The following is a 24750-nucleotide window of genomic DNA, read 5'->3' on the forward strand; positions in this document are numbered from 1 at the left end:
CGGGGCCCTGAGGTCCGTGAGGAACAGGGGCCGCGGGTGCGCCGGGCGATGAGCCGGGGCAGCAGCTGGGCGGTTCCGGACTGCCGGTGAATCCACTCGGTCGCTCCGCCCCGCTGGTCCTCACGGTGAACACAGCCCCGGGTGTTACCCAGCGCTACATGTTCGTTCGCCGTAGCTGTACGCCGTCAACGGCTGTTCGCGGATGCCTTGTTCGAGGTGGTGACCGCATCTGGATCGGTGGAACGTTGCGGCGCCGCGGAGCCTTCCGCGGGCTTGGACCTCGCCAGCCACAGGCCGGTGAACACGGCGGTGGCCAAAGTGACGGCGCCGGCAGCGAGGAAGGCGCTGTTGAGGCCAGTCTCGAAGGAGGCGCCGCCAGACTGCCGGGTGCGGACGATGGCTCCGAGTACCGCCACGCCGAGCACCGCGCCGATCTGCCGGGTGGTGCTGCTGATGCCTGATGCGAGGCCGCCTTCCTGCGGGCTGACTGCTTGGATGGCGGCTCCCGTCAGGGGGGACATGGTCAGGGCGAAGCCGATGCCGACGACTCCCAGTCGCCACCACACGTTCCCGTAGCCGGTGTCGGCGTGCACCGTGCCGAGCGCCAGCAGTCCCAGGCCGGCCAGGGCCAGGCCGGTGGTGACCACGATGCGGAAGCCGTACCGGGCGGCGAGCCGGCCCGCGTACGGGCTGACGATCACCATGGCGAGGGATACCGGCAGGGTCTGCAGGCCGGCGCGCAGGATCGAGCTGCCCTGGACGTACACGAAGAACTGGGAGAAGAAGAACGACGAACCCATGAGCGCGAACCCCACCACGACCATGGCGGTGTTGGACACGGTGAACAGGCGCTGCCGGAACAGCGGCAGCGGCAGCATCGGAGCGGAACGACGCGCTTCGACGGCGACGAAGGCGGCGAGGAGGATCACCGCGGCGGTGAAGCTGCCCAGGATCACCGGAGACGTCCAGCCGCGGGCACCACCCTCGATCAGCCCGTAGGTCAGTGCCCCCACCCCCAGAACGGACAGCACCGTCCCCGGGATGTCGATCGCGGGGGCGCTCGGATTGCGGGTCTCTTCAAGGCTGCGCAGACCGACCAGCAGAAGGACCACGCCGATGGGCAGATTGACCAGGAAGATGGCGGGCCAGCCGAGGGTATCTGTCAGCACTCCGCCGGCCACGGGGCCTGCGGCCAGACCGATTCCGCTGAATCCGGCCCACAGGCCGATCGCCTTGATTCGTTCTTGCGGCGCGGGACAGGCGGCGGCGAGCAGGGCGAGCGAGGCAGGGCTCAGCGCCGCGGCCCCGATGCCCTGCAGCACCCGGCCGACGACCAGCCAGCCGAGCGAGGGTGCGAGGCTGCACAGCACCGACGCGGCGGTGAACACCGCCACGCCGGTCAGGTACACCCGCTTGCGGCCGAACCGGTCGGCGAAGACACCGCCGGACAGCAGCAGCATGGCGACCAGCAGTACGTACGCGTCGACGATCCATTGCAGACCGGTCAGCTGAGTGTGCAGCCGGTGCTGCATGTCGGGCAGCGCTGCTCCGACAATCGTGTTGTCGAGCAGGACCATGAACTGGCCCAGGCAGGTCACCGCGAGCAGCACGGCCCGGTTCGGTCGGCTGCCTACGGCCGCATGCGATACCGCCATGGGGATTCCTCTCAATCGTCAGTTGCGCTTCTTCACGACCAACGTGGTCAGCCTCTGAGCGCCCTAAAGCAGTCAGCGGATGCGTTAGGAGACTGTAAGGAGGGTTGCCGCTCAAACGCAAGTCGTGACTGCATTAAGGTGGGGCCATGAACGAGCGACAGCAAGCCCGGCGGCCCGGCGGACGCAGCGCCCGCGTCGGCGCGCAGGTGCGCCAGGCCGTCACCGACCTGATCAGTGAGCGCGGCTACGGCAACTTCACCGTCGGCGAGGTCGCAGCCCGCGCGGGCGTGGCCGACAGCAGCATCTACCGCCGGTGGGGCAGCCTGGAAACCCTGCTCACCGACGTGGCGCTCACCCGCCTCAATGCGCAGTCGCCGATGCCCGACACCGGGAGCCTCGCCGGCGACCTGCGCACTTACGCGGCCAACGTGGCCCGCGAGATCACCGGACCCGACGGTCTGGCGGTGGTGCGCCTGGCCGTCGCCCTGTCGAGCAGCGGTCAGCAGGGCCTGCAGGCGGGTGACGACCTCCGCGCCGAACGCATGCGGCAACTGCAGTCCATGCTCGATCGCGCCCGCGAGCGCGGCGAGCACGCACCCGACGCGTTCGACGTGCTGGACCACATCCTGGCCCCGATGTATATCCGCGTCTTGTTCGGCATGGTCCCGCTCACCCCGGACTACGTCGACCGGCTGGTCGACCGATTGCTGTGACCTCGACGCGGTCCCCGGGATCAGCCCTCGGACGCGGTGCCAGGGCTCCGCGGAGCCCTGGCACCGTGAGGTGCCGTGGCGGGTTTCTGGCGTATCTGGGTCATGCCCCGACAAGACCGGGATCACGGTCCAGTGGTCCTGACTCGGACACCAGGGCCCATGCAACCCGCCGGTAGGTTCCGGAAGCTGAACCGTTGTGGCGGGCGGCGGGGTCTCGCTCGGCGACGTGCCGGGCTACCGAATCGACACCGGGGCGGGCGTACCGCTCCAACGAGCGGACGGATGCGCGCCGGGACCGCGCGAGCAGGGTAGAGGTGCCCTCCTCGGCGTCGTGCGTGAGCGCACTGCGGCGGAGCTGGTGCAGGGTCCAGCCGTCCAGGTGCTCGATGCCCTCAGGCGAGGCGAGCGGGTTGGCCAGCAGCCGGGTGTGCTCCTCGAAGATCTCCTCGGCCCGGCGATAGGAGAGCCGGGCCCGGCCAGTCTCCTCGCACACGTCCAGCGTCGCGATCCCGGCCGGGGCCCTGCGGCCGGTGAGGAACAGCGGGCTGCGGTCACCGGTTCGATGGTCACGCTCGCTCCGCCCTCCCGGCGCCGCCGCAGTAAATGCGTACACCTCACCCCGGCTGCCGGAACCGTCCGCCGCAGGTCGCGATGGTCACGATAGGGGCTCCGCCGCAGTTCCGGCGTTTACTGCGGCACCACACTGACGGTCCATCATCAGCTGGAAGTCCGATGAGCCGACCCGGAAGTGGAAGGCTTCTACCACCATCCGCTGTACCGCTGCCCCTCGCGCGGGGTCCGGCCCCGAGCATCACGCAGGGCTACATGTCCGTTCGCCGCAGCCATACGAGAACAGAGCCGTGTACGCGGCGAGGGGTCGCTGGCGTCTAGCTAGAAGGCTGCAGAAAATCTCGGGTTCTGGCCGCGGCTCGGTCCAGTCTTGTTGGCATGCAGGGGGAATGGGCCGGGGAGACGGTCGGGCCGGATGTGTGGGAGACGTGCCGGGAGTTGATCCCGGCGGGGAGTGTCTTCGCGTTCCTGGCTGAGCATCGCGAGGTGCTGTTCCCGCCGGGGATGTTCGCGGACATGTTTCCCTCGTCCAATGGCCGTCCGAGTCTGCCGCCGAAGGTTCTGGCCGCGGCGGTGGTGCTGCAGAGTCTGCACGGGTGATCCTTCACTGCCTATCCGTTGTAGGGATTGTGCAGACATGTCGAGCATGTCTGATTTCCACCCGCCCTCGATGGCTGCTGCGTCGACAGTCGTCGGCCACGATGTCCCCACCACCCTGAGAGGCCACGCGGCTGCTGGCTGCTGGCTGCTGGCTGGTGGCGTAGGTGAAGGGTGTGGTCGAGGTGTCGCCGGACAAGGGCCTGGCCGCCGCTGAACGGCTGTGGTCGGCCCCGTTGGTGTTCGGGGCCGGCGCGATGGTGGGCGTGCTCGGCGGCATGATCGGACTGGGCGGCGCGGAGTTCCGATTGCCGCTGCTGATCAGCATGTTCGGCCTCGCCGCCCTGTCGGCCGTCATCCTGAACAAGGCGATGAGCCTGGTCGTCGTAGTCACCGCCCTGCCCGCCCGGTTCGCCGCGGTCTCCTTCGGCGACCTCGGCGCCCACTGGGCGATCGCGGTAAACCTGCTGGCAGGCAGCCTGCTCGGCGCGTGGGCCGGGGCCTCGTGGGCGGTGCGCATGCGCTCCGCGACCTTCTACAAGGTCCTAGCGGTCCTCATGGTTGCCATGGCCGCGGCTTTGGTGGTCACCCGCACCACCGCCGTTGGATCCCTGGATCTGCCGGGCCCGGTCCAGGTCGTGGCCGGGGTGGTGGCCGGGTTCGGGATCGGCGTGGTCGCGGCCATCATGGGCGTCGCCGGCGGGGAGCTGCTGATCCCCACGATCGTGCTGCTGTTCGGAACGGACATCAAGCTCGCGGGAACCTGTCCCTGCTGGTGTCCCTGCCCACGATGCTCGTCGCGTTCGCCCGCTACAGCCGCGACGGCAGCTTCGCCGCCCTCATGGCGACGGGCTCGATCGCCGGCGCGCTCCTCGGTGGGTTCCTGCTGGGCGTGATTCCGGACCTGGTCCTGATCCCTGCACTCGCGGTGATGCTGCTGGTCTCGGCGGTCAAGGTCGCCCGGCACAACTGACCCAAGCGAACCTGACGACCCTCAGCGCGGGCCGCCACCCCACCCGGTGGCGGCCCGCGCTTTCGCGCGCCCCTGGACCGGCACGTCCCCCTAGGCCCGGACCAGGCCGCGGTGAGGCTTGGCGTGCGGCGCCGGGACTTTGACGAGGTGGTCCGCCTCGGGTACGTCGCCCCCGTGGGCCCGGTGGAGGTCGACTTCAAGCACCAGGGCGGGGTGACGACCGTCCCGCTTTACAGCGCCCTCCCTGTTGCATGGGCGTGTTGAAGCTGATGCAACAGGGCTGGTTCGGCCCCAGGTCGATGTACTGACCCCTGCCTCAACTGCTGATCAGGGTGCGGTCCAGGAGGGGGAGCAGGCGGTCCCAGTGGCGCTTCAACCCGGAGGCGCTGAAAGCGTCGGTGTCGGACATGGTGAAGCCGTGGATGGTGTGGGGGTAGATCTCGGAAGTGTAGCGGACACGTGCGGCATCCAGGGCCTGGTTGAGCTCCTCAAGGGCCTGGGGGGTCAGGTCGCCCTCGGCATGGCCGAGGTGGACTTTTGCGGTGATCCTGGAGAAGAGGTCGGGCCCATCGGCGCCCACGGGGCCGTGGAACGCGGCGACGGCGGCCACCCGGTCCGGGTGCGCCGCGGCGGTGCGCATCGCGAGGAGGCCGCCGATGCAGTAGCCGGTCACCGCGACCGGACCGGCGCCGACTTCGGGCTGGGTGGCGAGGAACTTGAGGTAGGCATCGGCGTCGCTCAGGGCACGTTCGACTGTGTGCGCCTGGATCAGGGGCATCAGCTGGGCCATGACTTGGGGGCGGACCTCTTCGCCGATGTGCTCGGGCAGTTCGAGCACCGGTGCCGAGCCGTTCCGGTAGAAGAGGTTGGGGACGAGCACGTAGTACCCGTGCCTGGCCAGCTCGCGGGCCAACTCCCGCAGTGCGGGCCGGATGCCGAAGCCGTCTGCGTACATCAGCACCCCTGGGTGCTGCTCGCCGCGGTCGGGAAAGGCGGCGAACGCGTCGGCCTGACCGTCCGCGGTGGGAATCTGCAGCGTCTTGATGGGCATGGATCCTCCTGTCGTGGTTGATGTGTCGAACCTGTGATCAACACGACGAAGGCGGAGCTCGCGCAGCAACGCAAGATCCTCGATCGATCAGCGGGCCGAAATCTGCCCGCGCGGTGCTCAGAAGAGCACCGGGTCACCAATCCGTGTGTGGCGCGATGCCGTCCCGGTAGTCATCCCCACAACGTAGAGCACCGAACAAAGCCGACGCTAGTACCACCAGCCCGCACAGCGCACTCGAACACTCACTCACCTCAACGCGCAGGACTTGACAGGGAAAGCGCCGAGGCCATTGCGCTCCTGGACGTCGCCCGTCCTGGGGTGGACTGGCGGGCGGTGCGGGAGACCCGTCCGGGCCGCCGCTCCCTGCTTGCCGGCCTCACCCCGGTCACCCGGACACGGACCGGTTCCTGCTCGCCGAGGTGGGCCAGATCGCACGTGTGGGGCGGGCGGCGGTGGTCAACTGGCGCCGCCGCCACACCGACTTCCCCGCCCCGACCGGCGGGACGGGCGTGCATCCGGAGTTCGACCGGGCCGACATTGTCGCCTGGCTGCTCGCCAACGACAAGATCGAGGTCCCCGCCGGGGCAGCGGCGGCCACGCTGCTGGTGCGTTGTGTGGGCGGCGGGACACGACGGTTCCGCCTGGATGCCCCGTGGCTGGGCCTTACCGACGACATCGAGGACACCGACCAGCTGTCGGGCTGGTCCACCGACGCGGGCGGACGCCGACGCTCTGGCCGCCCTGGCGGCCGGAGAGTTCGGGGCCGCACTGACCCGGCTGACCGCACCGGGTGCGGGTCCGCTCGCCGTGCTGGGCGAGGTCCGGGTCACCGACCGGTTCCGGTCGGGGTCGGGTGGCCTGCGCATCACGCTGGAGTGGCCCGCCCGGCTGCCGGGCACCGCCTCGGAGAAGCCGGCGGGCGGGGCGGTCCGCCACGGGGTCCCGCACGCCCGGGCGGGCGAGAACTGCGTGTGCAAGCGGCACGACTGCGGCGGCCTGGTCCCGGTGGGCTGGTGTGCAGCTGATCTGCGCTGCTGCGCCAGGTGGCCCTTGCGGCCGGCGCACCGCCGCCTGGGCCGGGCCCGGCGCGCACCGCACGCACCGCAGCGCCGCGGGCGGCGGCTCGTGGCCCGGCCGGGCCGGCGGCCGTTACCGGGGTACCGCGTATGCCGCCCGTACCGTCCAAGCCGGGCACGGGCAAGTCCAGCTAACCCCTCGCGAAGGAGCCCGGTCCGTGTCCACCCCCGAACCTGCCGTGCCGCCCGCAGTTGATCCGTTCGCCGAAGCGGTGGTGGCGGCCTGGTCGGGTTCGTCGGCGGCGGCTCGGGCGCCGGTGAAGTGGGTGGTGAAGAAGGCCTGGTCTTGCGCGGCGTCGACGCCAGGGACGCCAGCCCGACCCGCCGCGCCGGCGCCGGCCGGCCGACGGCGGCACCGACGGCGGGGAGGGGTACGGCTGGCTGCTGATCACCCGGCTGGCCGACGCGGTGGGGGTCCGGCCGGTCCCAGAGGGCGGCAAGACCGTCCACGTGCGTCTGACCGCTGGCCCCGGAGCAGGGGACGCGCCGGCACGTCGTCCTCACACGCCCGGTGCAGGAAGCCCAACTGATGTGCCGGGAACGGGAACCGGAGTGATCGTGCCGACGTGAACGTCGGTGACGGGGCTTAGCGTGCACGGACGGAAGCGGGGGGGTCGTTCACGCACGGACGCGTGATCCCGGACATACACATGACATGTGCCAGGGCAGAGCCCCACGGCTCGATCCTCAGGGGGGATCTTGACTACATCGCACCGCACGTCACCGCAGCGCAGACGGCTGCGCGCCCTGGCCGCCGGGAGCGTTCTCGCCCTGGCCGCCGGCGCTCTGGCCGCCGCACCGAGCGTCGCCGCGCCGAGCCTGGGCGCGCCGAGTATCGCCGCGCCGAGCTTGGCCGTGCCGAGCCCGGCCGTGCCGACGCCGGGACCGTCGGCCGTGACCGGAACGGCCGGCGGCCAAGGGCTCCCGACCGTCGTCATGCCGGCCCGGGTCCCGGCCCAGGTGGCCGCTGCCGCCAAGCCGCGGCACGACGTCGACGGCGACGGCGTCAGCGACATGATCGTCATGGAGTACGACCAGGTCACGGCCGTCTACCTGTCGTCGATCAAGGCCTGGAGCGACTACACGATCTCCAAGACCGATCCGGATCCCGAGGCCTCGTTCAAGGACCTGCTGCCGGTGGGCGACGTCGGCGGCACCACCCAGCCCGAACTCCTCTCACTCACGTTCGACGGCGTGCTCACGCTCTACGAGGCGGGCGTGAAGACCACCTCGGCGCCCCTGTGGTCGGGCCGAGGCTGGCAGATCTACAACCGGATCATCGCCACCGGCGATCTGACCGGCGACCGCCGTCCCGATCTGCTGGCCCGGGACCCCGCCGGTGACCTGTGGCTGTACACCGGAACCGGGACGGTCAGCAAACCCTTCAACTCCCGGGTCAAGGTCGGATCCGGCTGGGGGATCTACGACCAGGTCGTGGGCGCCAACGACGTCGACGGCGACGGCATCGGCGACGTCCTCACTCGTACCCTGGCCGGCGAGCTGTGGTTCCACAAGGGAGCCGGCAGCGCCACCGCCCCGCTCAAGCCCGGCGTCAAGGTCGGCACCGGATGGAACACGTACAACGTGATCACCGGCTCGGACGACGGCGACGGCGACGGCCGAAGCGACCTGCTCGCCCGCGACCACGACGGCGTGGAGTACTGGTTCAAGTCGATCGGCGGCGGCAAGTTCGCCGCACCAGCCTACTTCGGCAGCGGCTACGAACTCAACAAGTTCATCGTCGGCGCGGGCACCACATCGCTCTTCGGCAAGGGCCAGAACGTGATGACCCAGGCCGACAACGTCCTGGCCAAGTACTACGCCCTGGCCAACGGCGACTACCTGTCGCCGCCGGTCGCGGTCGGCAAGGAGACGCCCGGCTCCCGCAACACGTACGCCACGGGCCTCAACAGCCACAACCACGCCAGCTACGTGCAGAACATCGGCACCGACCTCTACGTCCGCGGCGTGAAGGTCAGCACGTCGTGGAACTACACCATGATGGCCGGCCCCGGCGACCTCACCGGCGACGGGAAGGGCGACCTGGTCAGCCGTGACTCCGCCGGCGTCCTGTGGCTGCACCCCGGCGACGGTCTGCTGTACACGAAGTTCGGCACGCGCATCAAGGTCGGCACCGGCTGGAACGGCTACAACACCCTCGTCGGCGCGGGCGACTACTCCGGGGACGGGCGGCCCGACCTGCTCGCCCGGGACACCGCCGGCGGCCTCTTCCTCTACAAGGGCACCGGCACGGCCAGTGCGCCGTTCGCCGCCCGGGAGCAGGTCGGCAGCGGCTTCAACCAGTACGACACGCTGTTCGTCCCGGGCGACATCAACGGCGACAGCAAGGGCGACCTGATGGCCCGCCTCCCGGGAGGCGACGTGTACACGTACACCTCGACGGGCAAGTCCGGCACCGCGACCTTCGCCCCCCGGGTGAAGTTCGGCACCGGGTGGAACATCTACAAGAACATGCTCTGACCCCCGCGGCCCCGGGCCGCTGAGAGCGACGGCGCGGGTCCGCCCGCCGACCCCGGCCGGCGACCGGGCCCGCGCCCGACTCGGGTCGGCGCGTGAGCCGGCCGGGGGCCACCCCGGGACGGCGGGGAGGACCGTCTCCGCGACGCGGAGCAGGGCGGCATCGTCCAGCCGGCTGGACGGCAGACGAGATCCAGACGGGCGCCGCGCTGATGCCCGAGCTCGGCCAGTTCGGCGCCGGCGGCCGTGCCCTGTACGACCCGCGCCCCGGCGAGCGGAACCGCTGGGACTGGTCCGGAGACACACCCTAATCAGCAGCTCACGACGGTGCCTCTGCCGAATTGGGTGGATGCATGGGGAACGCCGCGTCATGCTGTTGTGGATGTGAGGGGGGCACGTGGGACGCGGTCAGACAGAGAACCTTGAGGGGAAGCACCAACGTTGGCTTGAGGCATACGTGGTACGTGCTCGCCGTGTGGAAGAGCACTCCCTCGCAGCTGACTGGGATGCACTCGTGGACCTCACCCGCATGAAGATCGAGGTCCGCCGCTTCGCCAACGGCGAGGTGAAGATCCGGCACGAGCTACCGCCCGAGGAGGTAGTCGAGTCCGCTGCGGCGCGGATCCGGCCAATCCTCCTGGAGACCGAGGACTGCTTCCACATGAAGGTGCTGAACGCATTGGGCTACTCCTGCCGAGCATCGCCGTGGCGGGCACGGGTGGCCCCCTCTACACCAGCAGAAGCGGCCTACCGAGTCATGGTCACCAACATGGCTACAGGTGAGGACCACGATCTCGACGCGCACAGGCTGGCCATGGCCTGGATTTACGGGGACGTGGTGCACCACGACACGGAGCGGCGGCAGGAGGGCGACGCCTTCGGGCTGCAAGACCGGTTCCGGGCTGCTGTATCACTGGTTGCATGGGCCATGGTTGGAACGATCGAGCTCCTCAACTACATCCGAGCCCTGCGGGAGGACGGTCTTCTGCAACTCCGGCAGGAGGTCTTCGACGAGCGGGTCGCCTTGACGTCGACAACGTGGGAAGAACCCGCCGAAATGTTCTTCGCTCCTGTCGGTGCAGAACCGCCGTCGCATGCCAACACCCCGCTACCTGAGGGGTGGCTGCGGGTGGACAAGGAAACGGACCTTTCCCGCCTCCAGCACAGCATCGAGGGACAACTTTTACATGTGAAGGTTCAACATCCATGACCGAACTCCCGTCGCCTGAAGAAGTCGAGGCCGCCCGCTCGCCCAAGGGCGGCTACAGCAGGGCACAGCTCGCGGCCTGGGGCGTTCCATGGCCTCCGCCGAAGGGCTGGAAGGCGGTCAGGGATGTGCGCGAGGACATCGGGCGCCAGGAGTGGGAGATGGTGCTCGGCGTTCTCATCGAGATCGGGGACGCCCACCCCGTGTCCGTGGACTTCTGGGACCACCTTGCCGAAGCCGCTCGGCAGATGATCGACCGCAGCCGTCGTTTGTGCGAGTGCGTGGCTGGGAAGTCCGGAACGGCACCGTCCGGGCGACCCTGAGCCTGGTTGGTGCGGAGGAGGGCCGCCGCCGGACTGCCTTTTCCGCAGACGGACGGCTCCGGCCGATGTGGGACATCGGCAACCGCACCGCCGACGGGGAGCGAGAACTGAACATCGCAAGGCTATGGGTGGAGTATGCGCAGGAGCTCGGCCCGGGAGAGACCGCCGACGTTCGGCTGGCTCCCCTGAGCCCCGAGCAGTGGAAGCATCTGGAGTGCGGTGATGTGATCACCATGCACGAAGCCCGGCCTGTTGCCGGAACGGCCACCGTGATCGAGGTCCTGCCGCCGCGTGCCTGAGCTCATCTCGTGGTCCCAGGTGCGCGGCCGGGGCCAGCCTGTTCGGGCCACGGGTTGGTTGCCCGAGGTTCAGCGCTCAGCGCTCTGCCCGGAGTGGATAGTGTGCACGGCGAGAACAGGATCAAGAGCTGGGACGAGGGCCCTGGTGACAGCGTCCACAAGATGAGGTGGTGCTTGGCCGGTCTGCAGGGCGGTCACGTATTCGACGACTTCGCCGTGTGCGAGCTCTGGAACGCGCTGTCGCAGCAGGTGCATGGCGATGATCCGTCCCTGGGCCGCTGCGGACTGGCGGATCTCGTCGTGCAGGTCGTCCACGGCGGTCCGGGTGGACATCTTCCGGATACGGCTGCGGTAGTCGGCCTCCCAGGCGCCGGTGACGGCGGAGATTGATCCGATCTGGTGGAGACCGCCGTCGACGCGGTCGACCAGGTAGGGTCCGTTGCCGCCCAGCATGTGGCTCAGGTCCCCGGTGCGCAGGTACTCCGTGCTCTGGTAGTAGACGATCCAGACGAGTTCGTGCTCTTCGGTCCCAGACACCACCAGCCGTCCTGAGTGTCGGCTGTCCAGGTCTTCCTGGGCCGCCCGAACGGCGAACTCGCGATCGATCATGCCCGGCAGCATCTCGCACGCTGCCGCGCGTGGACAGCGGTTTTTCGCTCCGCACGCGTTAGGCGGGCCCCGGCTGCGGCCAGGTGATCCGGGAAAACCGTCTGAGAGGGCGGTTCGTGAGTTGCTGTCCATTTCCGGGTGAGGCTTGGGCAGGGCTGGCGGTCGCGGGGCTTCGATGGCTACTGTTTCCTGGTGAAGTTGCCGGTGTCGGCCTCGGTGAGGACATCGAGCTTGACCAGGCGTTTCAGCTTGGCGCGGGTGCCCTCGATGTTCTTCGGCAGCGATTCGTGGTAGAGGGCTTCGCAGACGTCGCGGGCCCGGAGGGGGCCGGCGGCCTCGTTGAAGACGGCGAGGATGCGGGGGTAGTCCGTGTGCTCCGGCAGACCGGTCGAGCCGGCCTGGACGGGGATCCGGTCGGCGAGGGCGGTGACGGTCTTGCGGGTGATGGCCAGGTGTTCGAGGTGGGTCTCGGCTTCCCGCAGCCGGGCCTGCAGTGCGGCGGTCTGCGTGCGGAGGTCGTCGGCCAGGGCCCGGGCGGCGTCCTCCTGGATGCCGAGCGCGTCGAGCAGGGGTTGGATGTTCACGCACGAACCGTCCGCGGGTCGCGCCGGGCGGGAGTGTTGATGCCGTGGGCGGCTACGGCGGTCTTGAAGCCCTGGTCGACCAGGGCCTTCTCGACGGTGCCTGCGGTGTTCTCGGCGACCTGGTCGAGCACGCGATGCCGGCCGCGTTGTCGCCCGGCACCCGTTTCGCCGCGTCCAGGCCTGTCGTGGAGGAGGGGACCCCGGCAGCCGCGTGGACACTCTGGGTGTCCAGCACCACCAGGGTCGGGTCCTCTAATCGGCGGGCCTTCTCACGGACCTGGCAGCGCAGGAGTTCATGAATGACCTGGTCGGTCCCGTCGTCTCGCCAGGCAGCGAAGTAGTAGTACGTCGCGCTCCGCGCCGGTGAGCCGGCGGGCCATGACCTGGGTCATGGCCCAGTAGGCGCGGGAGGCGGAAGAGGCCGGGTGGTGCTCGTAGTCGCGGACCAGGCGCCGGTGCAGTATCAGGATCCCGTAGGTCTGCTCGACCCTCCACCGCTTCGGCTGCGGCACGAACCCTATGTCCTGCGGGTTGCGTTCGACGATCTCCACGTCGATCCCGAGCGTGGCGGAGCGGGAAACACCGGAATAGTGATGACGGCGGCCGCCGCCGCGGCGATCGTGACAGTGACCGCCGCCGTTCTGCCTTCGTGCAGTCGCTCGCCACTCAGGCCGGCCTGCGAGCGTTCGAGGCAGCTCGAGCCACTGCACGCCGCGTGATGGGCCGCCACGGGAACGACGAACTCGGTCGGATCCACAGGCTCAAGCAAGTCGTCATCGAAGAGACCGCTGCGGGCCTGAACTTTATCGTGCCGCCGGATCTGTCCGACGGGGCGCTGGCAACCTTGGCCGCCACCGACCTCGAAGCCCTGGCGGCTCCTGCGGAAAACGGTCAAGTGGTGACCATCTATTGGGACGAGCAAGCAGCGCAGTGGCAGCGCCACGCGACCGACACCTAGAAGAACCGCTGGCGAATGGTGGGGCCCATGCGACCACGCGGACTACGGGCCACCTGGCCGGTGGGAACACCCAATGGACGGGCATTCCGCGGAGCCCGGGGCAGCGCGTCCACCGCTGCCCTAGCCTTGCGCCATGAGCGCGCCAGGGGACGTGATCGACGGACGGTTCGAGCTGGTTGACCGGCTCGGCAGCGGGGGAATGGGCACGGTCTGGCGAGCGCTGGACCGTGCCCTTCATCGTCAAGTGGCCGTCAAGGAAGTACGGTCGGCGGCCGGGCGGGACGACCCGGAATTCCGGCGGGTGCTGCGCGAACGGGTGTTGCGCGAGGCCCGCGCCCAGGCCCGGATCAGCCATCCGAACGTGGTCACCATCCACCACATCGTCGACGAGGGCGAGCACCCCTGGCTGGTGATGGAGCTGCTGCCCGGCCACTCCCTCGACCAGCGACTGGAGCAGGGGCCGCTGCCGCCCGCCGAGGCCGCCCGGATCGGCCGCGAGGTGCTCGCCGGGCTGCGGGCCGCGCACGCGGCCGGCATCCGCCACCGGGACGTGAAACCCGCCAACGTGCTGATGCGGGCCGATGGTTCGGCCGTGCTCACCGACTTCGGCATCGCCGCCCTCCAGGACGCCGCCTCCCTCACAATGACCGGGGAGGTCATCGGGACCCCGGAGTACCTGGCGCCCGAGCGGATCCGCGGCGCCGACCTGCCCGCCTCCGACCTGTGGTCGCTGGGCATGATGCTGTATGTGTGCGTGGAAGGTGTCAGCCCGATGCGCCGCGCCACCACCCTGGCCACACTGGCTGCGGTCCTCGACGAGCCGGTGCCCGCACCGCGCCGGGCCGGGCCGCTGGCCCCCGTACTGGCCGAGCTGCTGGTCCGCGACCCGGCCGCACGGCCCACCGCGGAACGGCTGGACCGGCTCCTGGCCGCCATCGCCGAGGGCACCGGCAGCGCCGTACCGCCGGAGCCCACCCACCTCGACCAGGCGTCTGCCTCCCCACCCGATATCTCCCCCGTGTCCAGCCGACCGCCGTCCGCCAGCCGGTACGGCCCGCCGCCAGGCCCGACCCCTCGGCCGGACCAGCCCGCGCCTGCACCGACAACCACACCACCGCCCACTCCCGTACCCTTCCCGCCACACGAGGCCACGCCCCGGGACGCACTGCCCACCATCGGTCCCCTGAACGGCGGCGGCCCGCACGGGACCGGACCGGACCGCCGACGGAAGGCCACCCCGCTCGCCGCAGCGGCCGCAGTGACGGCCCTGGCGCTGCTCGGCTTCGGCGGGTACGCCCTGTTCAAGCCGGGCGCGGGCGGCCACACGGACGGTAAGGGCACGGCCTCGCCGACAGTCTCTGTGGTCTCCACGGGCCCGGGTTCACCCTCGGCGACACCCGCACCGGGCTCCACCGGCACGTCGCCGACAGGCCCCGCCCCGACTCCGGGCACGACCGCAGGCACCGCCAGCGCGCCGGGCACGACGGACACCCCGGCCGCCGGTATGCCGCCGAGCCTCCCGACAGCCACCGCGCCCGGCGGTGACGACCCGGCACCCGGCGCCGGCCGCTGGATTGCCCAGCTCTACTCCGAGCCCGAGGGCACCGGCACCGCCGCCCGCGATCAGCGGCTGGCGGCGATCCACGCCACGGTCCCGGAGGCCCGGGTGCTGCGCAGCCGGGACTACGCCTCCCTCAACCCCGGTTACTGGGTGGTCTACGCACCCGGCCCGTTCGCCGACGGCCGGGCGGCCGTCACCTTCTGCGCGCAGAAGGGCCGGGCCACCGCCAATGAGTGCATCGGCCGCTACCTCAGTGACGACCAGGACGACTACGCATACCAGTGCACCCCGCCAGCCGACTCACCCGGCGGCCGCTGCCGGCATTCATGACGGGAGCCACTGCAGCGAGCCCGTGAAGCCGAGCTCGGTCATCCGGGTCCGTTCGGCGGCCTCCTCGTCGTCGTAGCCCGGGAGCTCCGCGTCGGCCGAGCCACGGCTATCACTGGCGGACGGTGGCTGACGTGCCGGTCGACGGCCGACGGGTGGTGATCCGCGTACGGGGTGCGGCGTCTGGTGTGTCCCACGCGCGGTTGCTGCCACACCTTCCGCGAGCAGGGCTCAGTGGGCGTCGAGCGTACAGGTCCCGCACCAGTGAGGACCGCGAGGGCCGCGAGGACCGCCGAGAGTGACGCCCGGCCGACGATCACGAGCGGGCGCCCCGCCTCCCACACGGCCGACGGTCACTCAGACACGCACGGCTGGCCGCGTCAGCGCGTGTTGATCTGCTGGAGCGCCGCGCCCTGGTAACGGGCACCGGCGTTCCACAGGATGAATGAATTCATCTTGTTGGCCGCTGCGGCCTTGATCTGTTCGGCCACCTCGGCCGGGCCGTAGGTGCTGCCCATCGAGAAGTCCTGGAGCCACGGGACGATTTCGGTCTGGGTGCCCTTCGCCTGGCGGGCGAAGTCGGCGAGCGAACGCTGCACGATCGCATACGGGGCGGTGTCGGGCTGCGTGACGCCGTATTCCCCAGGCCCCCAGTGGGACGGGTAGACCATGGGGGCGATGTAGTCGGTGACCTTGACCAGGGCCCCGATGTCCTGCGCGATCTCGGTGGGCCGGGTGGCGGCGATACCGAAGACGGAGACGCCGAGGTACTTGGCGTGCGGACGAAGCGCGGTCCGGGTGCCAGCGACGAACGAGGTGATGGACTGCTCGGGTGTGGCGGTACCGATGCCCGGGAAGCGCATGTGCGACAGCGGGCCGTCCGGGCGGCGCACGTAGTCGTAGAGGATGTCGTCGAAGCCGAGCCGAGCCGCTTCGACGGCGAGGTCCTGGTTGTACTTGCGGACCGCGGGGCTGGCGAAGTTGGTGAAGGAGAGGGCTCCGTAGTGGCCGCCGTCGTAGGGCTCTCCGGCAGGGGTCAGGACGAGCTGGTCGCGCTTGCCGGCCTTCCAGGAGGCCGAGGCGAGCTTGGGGTCGCGGAAGGCTACGATGCGGCCGATGACCTGGGCACCGGCGGCGTGGATCTCGGCGATCGCCTTGCGGGCGTCGTAGTAGCCCTTGGCCGCGCCGATCTGGCGGGCCAGCGGCACTTGGGACGCGTACCCGACCTCCCCGTCCTCGTCCTTGACGTCCAGCTCGACGGCGTTGAGCTTGCCGCTGCGGACCAGGGCGAGGATGTTGCCGCGCAGGGTGTCGTCGCCCCACCCGATGGCGGTGATGTGCGCGGCTCGGATCATGGGGCGACGCCCCCGGGCGGACACGTCCTTGGTGGTGGTGTTTCCGGCGCGGTCCACCGCGGTGACCGTCGCGATGGGTGTGCCCTGGGGTACCGTGATCTTGAAGATCCCGGCCTTGTCGACGGGGACCTTCTTGCCGTTGACGGTCACCTCGGCGTCTGTGGAGGCTTTGCCGGTGATGGCCACGGGGGCGGCGACGTTCTTGATCTCGGGGTTGGCCACCTCCAGCTCGGGAGCGGTGGCGTCCACCCTGAAGCCCACGACCGTGCGGTACGAGGCGAAGGGGAACCTGCTGTCGCCCGCCACCGCCAAGGTGTGCCGGCCCTCGGTGAGGTGAGGGAGGGCGAGTTTCAGGCGAGCGCCCTCAGCTGTGACGGGGACCGCCGTGCCGTCCAGGGTGGCGCGCAGCTTGTCCCGACCGCCGGCCTCCTCGGCGGCGAGGTAGGCCCTGACCTGTGCGGCCTTGCGCCCGTCGAGAACGGCGCCGTCGCCCAGACCCTGGATGCCGGGACCCGGCGCGAGGAACGTCCAGGCTCCGACACCCGCTCCGGCCAGTGCGAGCGCCCCGGTCGTAGCTATCAGGGCGCCCCGACGGGCCGGGCGGCGGAGACGGAGGGAAGGGGCCGAGTGGGATATGCGTTTGGGGGACATGATGACGTCCTTCGTGCCGTGGGCGGGTCCGGATGCTGCCTCCATTCATTGCCGCACGGTGTCCGAGTCGTCACGATCTGGTCGCATTTCACACGAATGGCGCGTTCGGCCCCGGCGCGGCTTCTACGCCATGCAGGGGGAGTGCGGTACGGGGGTTCTCCTCAGAGGTAGGTATGGCGCGACACGTTCGCCTTGGAGGGGCTTCTCATGCGCCACCCACTCGTCCCGCTCGGCGCCCTGGCCGGCGCCGCCCTGCTCGCCTCCGGCTGTTCCACGGGGCCGTCACCGGCTGCCGGGGAACTCCACGCGGCCGCCTCACGCGCGGCGGCCAGTCCCGTCGCCGCGAAAGCGCCGGCGGATGTCGGCGCCAATGAACTTGGCCAGGTGCCGGTGTTGATGTACCACCAGCTCACCGAGAGCCCGGCCAGCGTCTACGACCGCACCCCGGCGGATTTCCGGGCCGAACTGGAGCGCCTCGCGCGGGAGAACTACGTGCCGGTGACTGCCCGGGACTTCCAGACGGGCCGCATCGGCATCCCGGCCGGCATGCACCCGGTCGTCCTCACCTTCGACGACTCGACCAACAGCCAGGTGCGCCTCACCCCTGACGGCATGCCGGCGCCTGAGACCGCCGTCGCCATCCTGACAGAGACGGCGAATAAATATCCGGCGTTCAAGGCGGTGGCGACCTTCTTCGTCAACGCGGACGCCTTCTCGGCGACAGGTTCCGCCAAGGCCCTGACCTGGCTGAAGGAGCACGGCCACGAGGTCGCCAACCACACCGGCCGCCACGAGAACCTGCGCTCCTTGGACCAGGCGGGGGCCGCGCGGGCGATCTCCGCCGGACAGCAGGCGATCGAGAAGGCAGTGCCCGGGACGCAGGTCACCTCGCTCGCCCTGCCCTTCGGTGCCATGCCTCAGCCGGCCGGCGTCGCCACGCGGGGAACGGACTACCGCTACGACGGGGTGTATCTCGTGGGGGCCAACCCCTCGGTCTCGCCGTTCGCGAAGGCGTTCACGCCCGGCGCGATCCCTCGGATCCGCTCGGCGGGGCCCAAGGACGAGGACGCCGAGTTCGGTTCGTCGCGCTGGCTGGACAAGCTCGCCGCCGGGAAGAACCGGTACGTCTCGGACGGGGACCCGAACACCGTAGCCTTCCCGAGCGCCTCGCAGAACGAGCTGTCTCCGGCCTTCGCGAAGCGGGCCCGGCCGTACTGAGCCGTGAAGGCTGACCGGTACGTGGCGGTGGCCGGGGAGGGGGAGAGGTGGTGAGCATCGCCCGTCGACCAGCCACTGCGACCTCCCGGCTCGCGCGGACGGCTCTGTCTCGCCGAACCGGCCCCCACGCCATCCCTTGAGAGGGACGTCAGACCGTTCCGTCGTGAACCAGGGCAGAGCGGTCCGGAAGGCGAAGACGGCCCCGCCGCCGGTCGGGATGGTAGGGCCGTTACACGGATACCGGCCCGGGGTGGTGGGCCGGCGGGCACACGTGTCACCGCACTCAGCGCCCACGGCCGCCGCACGTCACGCCGGTTGGGCCATTAGGTGTGCAGACGGCTGTTGATGCCGTCCCGGTCGCCGGCACTCTCGTCGTTGAACCAGTAGTCACCAGCCGCCAGATACCGGAAGGAGTGAGCGCTCTCGGAGGGCCGCTCGACCGTGACAGCCCTCTTCCCGTCCTTGCGCGGCGCGATGTTGTGCACGCCGGGCTGCCAGCCGTTGAAGTCACCCACCACGCTGACCTGCCCGGGCGGGGTGTCCGCGGGAAGGATGAAGGCGACCTCGGTGCGGTCCTTGCGCAGGGTGCGCTCCGGCATGGCAATCGGCTCCTGACGACGCGGGCGGGCCGGTTGCGTTCATCTTCGGCACCGGACCCGCGGCCCGCATGCCGGCGCATCAGCGCCCGCCCGGGCACCACCCTCTCGACACACTGCGTAGCAGAAAATGTGCGCAATGTGATGTTTCATGTCGGCTTGAGTGGGAGGAATCAGCATCCCCACGCATCGAGGAGTCGCCGTCATGGGCGGTCAGCAGGACAAGCGCCAGGGGCCGGGCAAGGGCCGCGAGGAGCAGCGGCGTCCGCAGCGGCCCGGCCAGGAACCCGGTCCACCCCGGGCCCACCGCCCCTCCCGCAGCGGCCAGCGCCCCGACGAGAACAATCGGCGCCGCGAGGAAGACCCGCTTCAAGGCGAGCGCGACGGGAGCTGTTCGGGCCGGGCGGCGGCCGCCGGTGCTACGTCGGCTCGGCTGCCGAGGCTGCCGCGCGGGCCTCCGGTCGACACCCCGTGACGGGCGGGGGAGCATGAATGAACACGAGGGCTGCCCTGTCATGTGGCCCCTCCCCCTCCCCGATGGGAGATTCCTCATGTACCGACGCACCCGACGCGCCGTGGTTACGTCCCTGCTCGTCTCCTCGGTCGTATGCGGCGGCGCCGTCGTCTTCGCACCGGCCGCTGGCGGGGCAGTCCCGGCCGCCAGCTGTACGGTCACGCCGGGGCCGAACGACACGTACGTCACGATCACCGGCGAGGGGTTCACGGGACCCCGCAAGCTCAACGACGGCGAGAGCACCGTGGACCTGGCGATAGGCCCGGACGGAACCTTCCGCGTGCAGCGGTTCCAGAAGAACGTCGACTACACGGTCCTCGCGGCCAACGAGGACCAGAACTTCGTCTTCGTGAATTGCAAGAAGGTGGGCTCGGCGGCGACACCGAAGCCCCAGAACCCGCAGAACACGACCCCGGTCCAGCCGGGTTCCCGGCGGGACATTGCCCAGGGCCGCGAGGCCGGCACCCAGGCGGGCGCCGCGGCGGCCGGCAACAGCTGCAAGACCAAGCCGGTGGCGGACAAGTCCGGCCAGCAGCACAGCGACGCCTACTGGCAGGCCTGGACCCAGGCAGCCAATCGCGCCTTCAACCGGGTCTGCCACGGCAGGTGAGCCGCTTCACCCCGAGCTGCAGGGCTGCGGCGACGAGAACGGTCGCCTCGTCTCCTACCTGTTCCCCCCTCACGGCGCCCGGAGGTAACGCGCGGCTCCCGTTCCGACTCGGCACTCACCCCGGCTTCCGAGCGCACGTGAACGCAGCCGACCTGGTACCCGGCTACAAATGATCAGGGACCTTGGGGGAACGCCGCGCATGGTGTGCCCGTGGGTGCGGACCGGAGCGGGCGGCAAGCTTGAGGGAGCCTGGACGTCGGTCAGTGACACTCTGGATCTGATCACGGCCGCGTTCGGGAACCCCTGCGGGCTGACAGTCGTTCGACCCGGACAGGCCCAGGAGCCCTGGCTCAGACACCAGCCCCAAGGTAGGAGCCGGGGGCCTGGTGATTGGGGTCATGCGCTCGCTGCCGCTGCGGCCTGTCGTCGTACGTGCGCAGCATGCGCATGACGGTGGCGGGTAAGGGGTGTTGTCCCTTCTTCGCACCGTGGTGATGACGGGCCGCTTGGTGATGTCGCGCAGTTCCTCCCGCGGTTGGGCCGCATGACCGCCGCCGTCCATCAGGCCGTCGCCGCGAACATCGCTCGGACGAAGGTGGAGGGCACCGACCGGTGGGCCGACTTGCTGCGGACCACGATGCCGGAGAGCCTGGTGCGCGACGCGATCCTCGCCTCCCCGGCCTGGCCGGACATCGCGGCCGCGATGGGGAGCCTCGACGCCAAGAACATTGATGTCGCCCGGATCCTGACCGACGCCCACGCGGCGGGGGTTGGCGTCACCGCCGCCGCGATACCCGCTCCCGCCCCGAGCACCCCGGCTGCGGCTGCGGCTGCGGCTCCGGCTTCCGCTCCGGGGCCCGCCGAGGCCCGGGTTCCCGCGCGTGGGCGGGCGCAGATGATGCAGGCGCGGCCCTGCTGCTGGTCCCATGCCAGTCCGTACGCCGAGGCAGTGGTGCCTGCGTGCAGATCAGGGTGTGGCCCCCTGCCGGCTGGCTGGGCTCGGCTGTTGCCGGCGGCTCGACCATTCCACGGTGCGCCGCTTCGCCCGAGCCCGCAGCCTCGACGAACTCCTGGTCAAGGCCACCAACCGGGCAACCACCGTGGACGAGGACAAGACCTACCTGCATCAGCGGTGGAATGCTGGATGCCACGACATTCCCCAGCTCCACCGTGAACTGCCCGAACCAGGCTTCACCGGAGACGTCCAGTGCGTCCGCCACTGCTTCCGCCCGTTCAAGAAGCCCCACAGCCCCCGGCCCAAGCACCCGCCAGCGCCCGATCCCGAGCCCCGGCCGGCACCGAAGCCCCGCCGTGTCGTCCGCTGGATCATGCCGAACATCGCACATCTCACCGAGACCGTGCGACCGAACTCGAGGAGATCCGGGGCCGCTTGCCCCGAACTCGACGCCGCCGCACGGCACGTCCGCGACTTCGCCGACATGATGCGTGACCTCCGAGGCGAGCTACTGCCCTCATGGAAGGAACGCGTCCTCGCGGACGACCTGCCTGCCCTGCAGGGCCTGGTCAACGGCTTGCGCCGTGATCACGACGCGGTCACCGCTGCCCTGACCACCTCATGGAGATCGGGCCAGGTCGAAGGCCAGGTCACACGCGTCAAGCTCCTCAAGCACATGGGCTTCGGCCGAGCCAACCTCGGGCCCCTCCGCCAAGGGGTACTCCACAGTCCGTGATCTTTCCGAGGCCACTCTCAGCTGCGCGGACGAGGCAGGGATGATGGAGCAATGTTGGTCCACGCGGAGAAGATCCCCCACCGGCCCACGGCAGTTCGGGTTCACACACCCATCGGATCCGCCGTGGTCCTCTGGCGTGGTGATCGGCAGGAAGCAGACGGCCACCACCTCGTCGAATGGACCATCGACGACGATATCCACTGGGGGCAGAACACGCATTCAGCCTCTTGCGCCGAGCCGGGCATCCGGCAGGACGGCGACCGGCTGGTCCTGCGTGGTCGCCTCCAGCTCACCGAAGATGGCGCGGCCTATCTACAGATGGGCTACTGGCCGGTCCTGTTCGATGTCGCGTCACCGATTCCCGACAGCGCCGATGGCGCCTGGGTGGAGATCAGTGTCGAAGCAGGCAGCGTCGCCCTTCGCCCCTATCAGACCTGACATCGCTGAGTAGGCCCGGAGCGCGGTGCCAGGATTACTCCCGGTCCGTTTCTCCGGGCCTCTCGCCGAACCCGCCGTGCGCCTCTCAACGCAACGGGCTCTCCACGGTGCCTGCCGTCAGGCGTGGTTGATGCCGGTCCAGGGGTTGGGGTTCGCTCGATGAAGGAGGAGCCCGACTGTGTCCCTGTGGCATCGCCGCGAGTACGCCGCAGACCTTCCCCGCGGCCTCCCGAGCGGCTCTTGTATACCGCTCCAGGAGTTCTCCAGATCACCCAAAAGAATGGCCCGGATACGCGCCACACCCGGCCCAGATCCACCAGATTCGAGCCGGTGTCGCTTTAAGAGACGTAAAAACGCCGGTTCCTCGCGTACTCCTCTCCACCACGCTCGCCGGGCCCGCACCATCTGGCAGTACTGGCACGTCCCGGCTTTGTCAGGGCCGCTCTCGCCCTCCCCGGCACCACCCGGATCAGGCTGCCCTCAGCTTCAACAGCCCTGCTGCGACAGGGTGTTGGTGCAGGTCTTCTACCTCCACTCGAACCAACAGCGCCTCACGGCGCAAACAAGATCCCCGACAGAGCCGAATTGCGTGACTGCTGACACTGCTCGTCACCCGATCGGAGTGGCCGGTGCTACCCGCAGAAACGCCACATCACACGCTGCGAGGACCCGCCGGTGCCAGCCCGGGCCCAAGATTTTTTGAGCTTTCTTCCTCCGGGTCCGTCCAAAGAGGGTTCTCTTTGCCTCACCTGTTGCGACCAGCCCAGTGGGGGCGGTCGTAAGGAGATGTGAGATGACGACGTTCTCGACCAGGTCCACTCTGTGCCTTCACTGCACGGCTCCTGTCGATCTCCTTGATGTGGGCGGACTGGGAGACAGGAAGCCGGCTCTGTACAGGGATGTGACGCGCTGGTGCGGTGTCTGCATGCGGTCCATGGACGACCGGGAGCGGTTCTGCCGCCTCTACCAGCCGAGGGTGCGCCAGTTCTGCTGGAAGCTGCTACAGGTGAGTCTTCCTGACAACGAGGACTGTTGGTGGCTGGCCGATGACATTGCGCAGGAAACGATGATCACCGCGTTGGAACACTTCGAGGTCTGGGAGAAGCCCGAGCGGGCCATCTGGAATACGGCACGCCGCAAGATCTACAAGAAGTGCGACGCCTACCGCCTCGTCACCAAGGGCGGCTTCCCTCTCACCGTCCGGCACGTCGAACCCGCGGCACCGGACACCGCGGGGGAGGAAACTGTGGCTGACCCGGCCGACGCGGTCGTCGACAGGGTAGTGCTCTACTCCGAGATTTCCCGCCTGCCGTTGCCCATCCAGCAGGCCGTCATTGCCCACACCGCTCTCAATATCCCTGCTGCGAAGGCGGGTCGGCTGCTGAAACGGCCTCCCTCCACGGTCAAGACCCAGGCGCAACGTGGACTCGGCATGTTGCGGGAGGCCGCAGCGGTCGCAGCCTTCCTCACCACGCTGTGTGTCGGGATCTTCCTGCTCTACACGATCCTGGAACACCTGCCACTCGACACGGTCGCCGACAAGGCCGAGGGACTCCTGACGCACCCGGTGTTCCTGGTAGTGGCTGGGCCGTTCGTTCGGTATGGAATCGACTATCTCCGGAACCTCTTCCGGGGCTTTCGAGGTCACGGCGAGGCTCCCGAAGAAGATGTCCGGTCCCGCAAGGACCGCCACCGCAAGGACCGCCACCGCGGGGAGTCCTGAGAGAAGGAGGTCTCGGGCTGCGGTGCCAGACCTGGATGCATCCCCTCCCTGCGTCCAGGGTTGGCACTGCTCTCCGCGTGGTGGACGTGTGGCTCGGGACCGGGGGGCGCTCACGTGTGATCGCCGCACCGGCTGAGTACGATCACCTATGCCGGTCTGAGTACGCGAGCGGTTGCCCGCCGCGCGCGGCGCCGGAAGGGTGGACGCATGCGCCGACTGCTGCTGCTCGCCCCGCTGTTGCTGTTCACCGTTGGCTGCGGGGTGGTGCAGTCCTCCGAGGACGAGGCGACGGACGCCGCCCGGGAGGTGGCCAGGAAGGCGGGCGAGCGGCTCTACGGCCAGCGTCCGCGCACGGCGGAGGAGGTCGGGCGCTCCGCTTCCGGCATCGACGGGGTGGAGGTACTGCGGGTGACGGGCACCTCGACACGCGACGGGGACGGCGTCGATGTGGTCGTCCGCACGTCCGGTTCGGCGTACAACGGATGGCTCGACCCTGAAGAGGTCGCCGTGCGGCGCTGTTTCGCGGTGCGGGTGTCGCCCAAGTCGGAGTGGCGCGAGGATCCCCGTGACGTGGACTGCCCGGATGGCCCTCCGCTGACCTTCGCCCCGCCACCCGAACCGCCCCGGCTGCCGTACGAGGAGCTCCGCGCGGAACTTCCCCGGGTGCCGGAGGGCGGCCGGGTGGACGAGGCCGACGTGCGCCGTACGCTCGCCGCCCTGGACCTGGATCCGGCGATCCGTACCGAGGTGAAGGCGGACGGCGGCCGGGTCGGCGTTCTCCTGTCGGTAAAGGGCAACGGCTTCGACGCGCAGGACTGCCTTCTTGCCCGCGTGGGCCCCGGCGCCACCGAGGTGTGGGTGCCGCCCCGGATCCAGCGGCTGCCCGGAGAGGGCGGCTGCACCGTCGGCAACGCCCTGGACCCGAAACCGTCACCGCACTGAACGGGGTGCCTGGCTCCGGCGAAAGCCGCCT

The 24750-nt window shown here is 69.8% G+C and carries 25 protein-coding genes and 2 pseudogenes; 17 read left to right on the forward strand and 10 right to left on the reverse strand.

What is annotated here, in order from left to right; all coding sequences use genetic code 11:
• Positions 1-185 precede the first annotated feature (185 nt).
• Positions 186-1655: an MFS transporter gene (locus tag OG429_RS38800; RefSeq protein WP_328929947.1), complete on the reverse strand. Its 1470-nt coding sequence runs from the start codon at positions 1653-1655 to the stop codon at positions 186-188.
• A 146-nt stretch (positions 1656-1801) separates the two neighbouring features.
• On the opposite strand from OG429_RS38800, the gene OG429_RS38805 reads away from it, so the two are divergent.
• A complete protein-coding gene (locus tag OG429_RS38805) occupies positions 1802-2368 on the forward strand; it encodes a TetR/AcrR family transcriptional regulator (RefSeq protein ID WP_328929948.1) in 567 nt (188 codons plus the stop codon).
• Positions 2369-2468: 100 nt separating this feature from the next.
• Here OG429_RS38805 and OG429_RS38810 read toward each other — a convergent pair whose 3' ends face one another.
• The gene (locus tag OG429_RS38810; protein WP_328929949.1) at positions 2469-2981 is read right to left on the reverse strand and encodes a site-specific integrase; all 513 of its coding nucleotides are present in this window, start codon (positions 2979-2981) and stop codon (positions 2469-2471) included.
• 335 nt (positions 2982-3316) lie between these two features.
• On the opposite strand from OG429_RS38810, the gene OG429_RS38815 reads away from it, so the two are divergent.
• Together OG429_RS38815 and OG429_RS38820 are read left to right on the forward strand one after the other, a co-directional pair.
• A complete protein-coding gene (locus OG429_RS38815) occupies positions 3317-3538 on the forward strand; it encodes a hypothetical protein (protein ID WP_443051301.1) in 222 nt (73 codons plus the stop codon).
• A gap of 164 nt (positions 3539-3702) precedes the next feature.
• Positions 3703-4431, forward strand: coding sequence for a sulfite exporter TauE/SafE family protein (locus OG429_RS38820; RefSeq protein WP_328929950.1), 729 nt, complete (start codon positions 3703-3705; stop codon positions 4429-4431).
• Positions 4432-4824: 393 nt separating this feature from the next.
• Here the strand turns inward: OG429_RS38820 and OG429_RS38825 are convergent, their stop codons facing one another.
• Positions 4825-5559, reverse strand: a complete 735-nt coding sequence (locus tag OG429_RS38825) for a dienelactone hydrolase family protein (RefSeq protein WP_328929951.1) — start codon at positions 5557-5559, stop codon at positions 4825-4827.
• A 1775-nt stretch (positions 5560-7334) separates the two neighbouring features.
• Here OG429_RS38825 and OG429_RS38830 point away from each other — a divergent pair.
• The 4 genes from OG429_RS38830 (at position 7335) to OG429_RS38845 (ending at position 10942) form a co-directional block, all read left to right on the forward strand.
• Positions 7335-9116, forward strand: a complete 1782-nt coding sequence (locus OG429_RS38830) for an FG-GAP repeat domain-containing protein (RefSeq protein WP_328929952.1) — start codon at positions 7335-7337, stop codon at positions 9114-9116.
• A gap of 511 nt (positions 9117-9627) precedes the next feature.
• The gene (locus OG429_RS38835) at positions 9628-10323 is read left to right on the forward strand and encodes a hypothetical protein (protein WP_328929953.1); all 696 of its coding nucleotides are present in this window, start codon (positions 9628-9630) and stop codon (positions 10321-10323) included.
• Positions 10320-10643, forward strand: a complete 324-nt coding sequence (locus tag OG429_RS38840; RefSeq protein ID WP_328929954.1) for a hypothetical protein — start codon at positions 10320-10322, stop codon at positions 10641-10643. The genes OG429_RS38835 and OG429_RS38840 overlap by 4 nt, the downstream gene beginning before the upstream one ends.
• Before the next feature lie 65 nt (positions 10644-10708).
• A complete protein-coding gene (locus tag OG429_RS38845) occupies positions 10709-10942 on the forward strand; it encodes a hypothetical protein (RefSeq protein WP_328929955.1) in 234 nt (77 codons plus the stop codon).
• Between the two features lie 69 nt (positions 10943-11011).
• Here OG429_RS38845 and OG429_RS38850 read toward each other — a convergent pair whose 3' ends face one another.
• From OG429_RS38850 to OG429_RS38865, 4 genes and pseudogenes are all read right to left on the reverse strand, one after another.
• Positions 11012-11551 carry a YrhB domain-containing protein gene (locus OG429_RS38850; RefSeq protein WP_328929956.1) on the reverse strand — a complete coding sequence of 180 codons (540 nt, stop codon included), beginning with the start codon at positions 11549-11551 and terminating at the stop codon, positions 11012-11014.
• A gap of 179 nt (positions 11552-11730) precedes the next feature.
• Entirely contained in the window at positions 11731-12135 is a 405-nt protein-coding gene (locus OG429_RS38855) for a hypothetical protein (RefSeq protein WP_328929957.1), read from the reverse strand.
• Between the two features lie 41 nt (positions 12136-12176).
• Positions 12177-12511: pseudogene (locus tag OG429_RS38860) on the reverse strand (IS5/IS1182 family transposase); the annotation flags it as partial.
• Positions 12429-12686 (reverse strand): hypothetical protein, encoded by a 258-nt coding sequence (locus tag OG429_RS38865; RefSeq protein WP_443051302.1) that lies wholly within the window; start codon positions 12684-12686, stop codon positions 12429-12431. The pseudogene OG429_RS38860 and the gene OG429_RS38865, both read right to left, overlap by 83 nt.
• Positions 12687-12784: 98 nt before the next feature.
• Here OG429_RS38865 and OG429_RS38870 point away from each other — a divergent pair, with 98 nt between their 5' ends.
• From OG429_RS38870 to OG429_RS38880, 3 genes and pseudogenes are all read left to right on the forward strand, one after another.
• Positions 12785-13093: a hypothetical protein gene (locus OG429_RS38870; protein WP_328930572.1), complete on the forward strand. Its 309-nt coding sequence runs from the start codon at positions 12785-12787 to the stop codon at positions 13091-13093.
• 133 nt (positions 13094-13226) lie between these two features.
• Positions 13227-14984, forward strand: a complete 1758-nt coding sequence (locus OG429_RS38875) for a protein kinase domain-containing protein (protein ID WP_328929958.1) — start codon at positions 13227-13229, stop codon at positions 14982-14984.
• Positions 14985-15085: 101 nt separating this feature from the next.
• A pseudogene (locus OG429_RS38880) lies at positions 15086-15209 on the forward strand (transposase family protein); the annotation flags it as partial.
• A 152-nt stretch (positions 15210-15361) separates the two neighbouring features.
• Here OG429_RS38880 and OG429_RS38885 read toward each other — a convergent pair.
• Complete coding sequence (locus tag OG429_RS38885; protein ID WP_328929959.1) at positions 15362-16987, reverse strand: putative glycoside hydrolase; 1626 nt, start codon at positions 16985-16987, stop codon at positions 15362-15364.
• A gap of 207 nt (positions 16988-17194) precedes the next feature.
• On the opposite strand from OG429_RS38885, the gene OG429_RS38890 reads away from it, so the two are divergent.
• Positions 17195-18205 carry a polysaccharide deacetylase family protein gene (locus OG429_RS38890; RefSeq protein WP_328929960.1) on the forward strand — a complete coding sequence of 337 codons (1011 nt, stop codon included), beginning with the start codon at positions 17195-17197 and terminating at the stop codon, positions 18203-18205.
• Between the two features lie 323 nt (positions 18206-18528).
• On the opposite strand, the gene OG429_RS38895 is transcribed toward OG429_RS38890, so the two are convergent.
• Positions 18529-18804, reverse strand: a complete 276-nt coding sequence (locus OG429_RS38895) for a hypothetical protein (RefSeq protein WP_328929961.1) — start codon at positions 18802-18804, stop codon at positions 18529-18531.
• 202 nt (positions 18805-19006) lie between these two features.
• On the opposite strand from OG429_RS38895, the gene OG429_RS38900 reads away from it, so the two are divergent.
• The gene (locus OG429_RS38900) at positions 19007-19276 is read left to right on the forward strand and encodes a hypothetical protein (protein ID WP_328929962.1); all 270 of its coding nucleotides are present in this window, start codon (positions 19007-19009) and stop codon (positions 19274-19276) included.
• Between the two features lie 76 nt (positions 19277-19352).
• On the forward strand, positions 19353-19925 hold the full coding sequence (locus tag OG429_RS38905) for a hypothetical protein (RefSeq protein ID WP_328929963.1): 573 nt from the start codon (positions 19353-19355) through the stop codon (positions 19923-19925).
• A 561-nt stretch (positions 19926-20486) separates the two neighbouring features.
• Here the strand turns inward: OG429_RS38905 and OG429_RS38910 are convergent.
• Complete coding sequence (locus OG429_RS38910; protein WP_328929964.1) at positions 20487-20648, reverse strand: hypothetical protein; 162 nt, start codon at positions 20646-20648, stop codon at positions 20487-20489.
• A 308-nt stretch (positions 20649-20956) separates the two neighbouring features.
• Here OG429_RS38910 and OG429_RS38915 point away from each other — a divergent pair, with 308 nt between their 5' ends.
• The 4 genes from OG429_RS38915 (at position 20957) to OG429_RS38930 (ending at position 24719) form a co-directional block, all read left to right on the forward strand.
• Positions 20957-21616 (forward strand): hypothetical protein, encoded by a 660-nt coding sequence (locus OG429_RS38915; RefSeq protein ID WP_328929965.1) that lies wholly within the window; start codon positions 20957-20959, stop codon positions 21614-21616.
• Between the two features lie 51 nt (positions 21617-21667).
• On the forward strand, positions 21668-22054 hold the full coding sequence (locus OG429_RS38920) for a hypothetical protein (RefSeq protein ID WP_328929966.1): 387 nt from the start codon (positions 21668-21670) through the stop codon (positions 22052-22054).
• A 934-nt stretch (positions 22055-22988) separates the two neighbouring features.
• Positions 22989-23777: an RNA polymerase sigma factor gene (locus OG429_RS38925; RefSeq protein WP_328929967.1), complete on the forward strand. Its 789-nt coding sequence runs from the start codon at positions 22989-22991 to the stop codon at positions 23775-23777.
• 207 nt (positions 23778-23984) lie between these two features.
• The gene (locus tag OG429_RS38930) at positions 23985-24719 is read left to right on the forward strand and encodes a translation initiation factor IF-2 (protein ID WP_328929968.1); all 735 of its coding nucleotides are present in this window, start codon (positions 23985-23987) and stop codon (positions 24717-24719) included.
• Positions 24720-24750 lie beyond the last annotated feature (31 nt).

The sequence above is a fragment of the Streptomyces sp. NBC_00190 genome (assembly GCF_036203305.1).
In the GTDB taxonomy this organism is placed as follows: domain Bacteria; phylum Actinomycetota; class Actinomycetes; order Streptomycetales; family Streptomycetaceae; genus Streptomyces.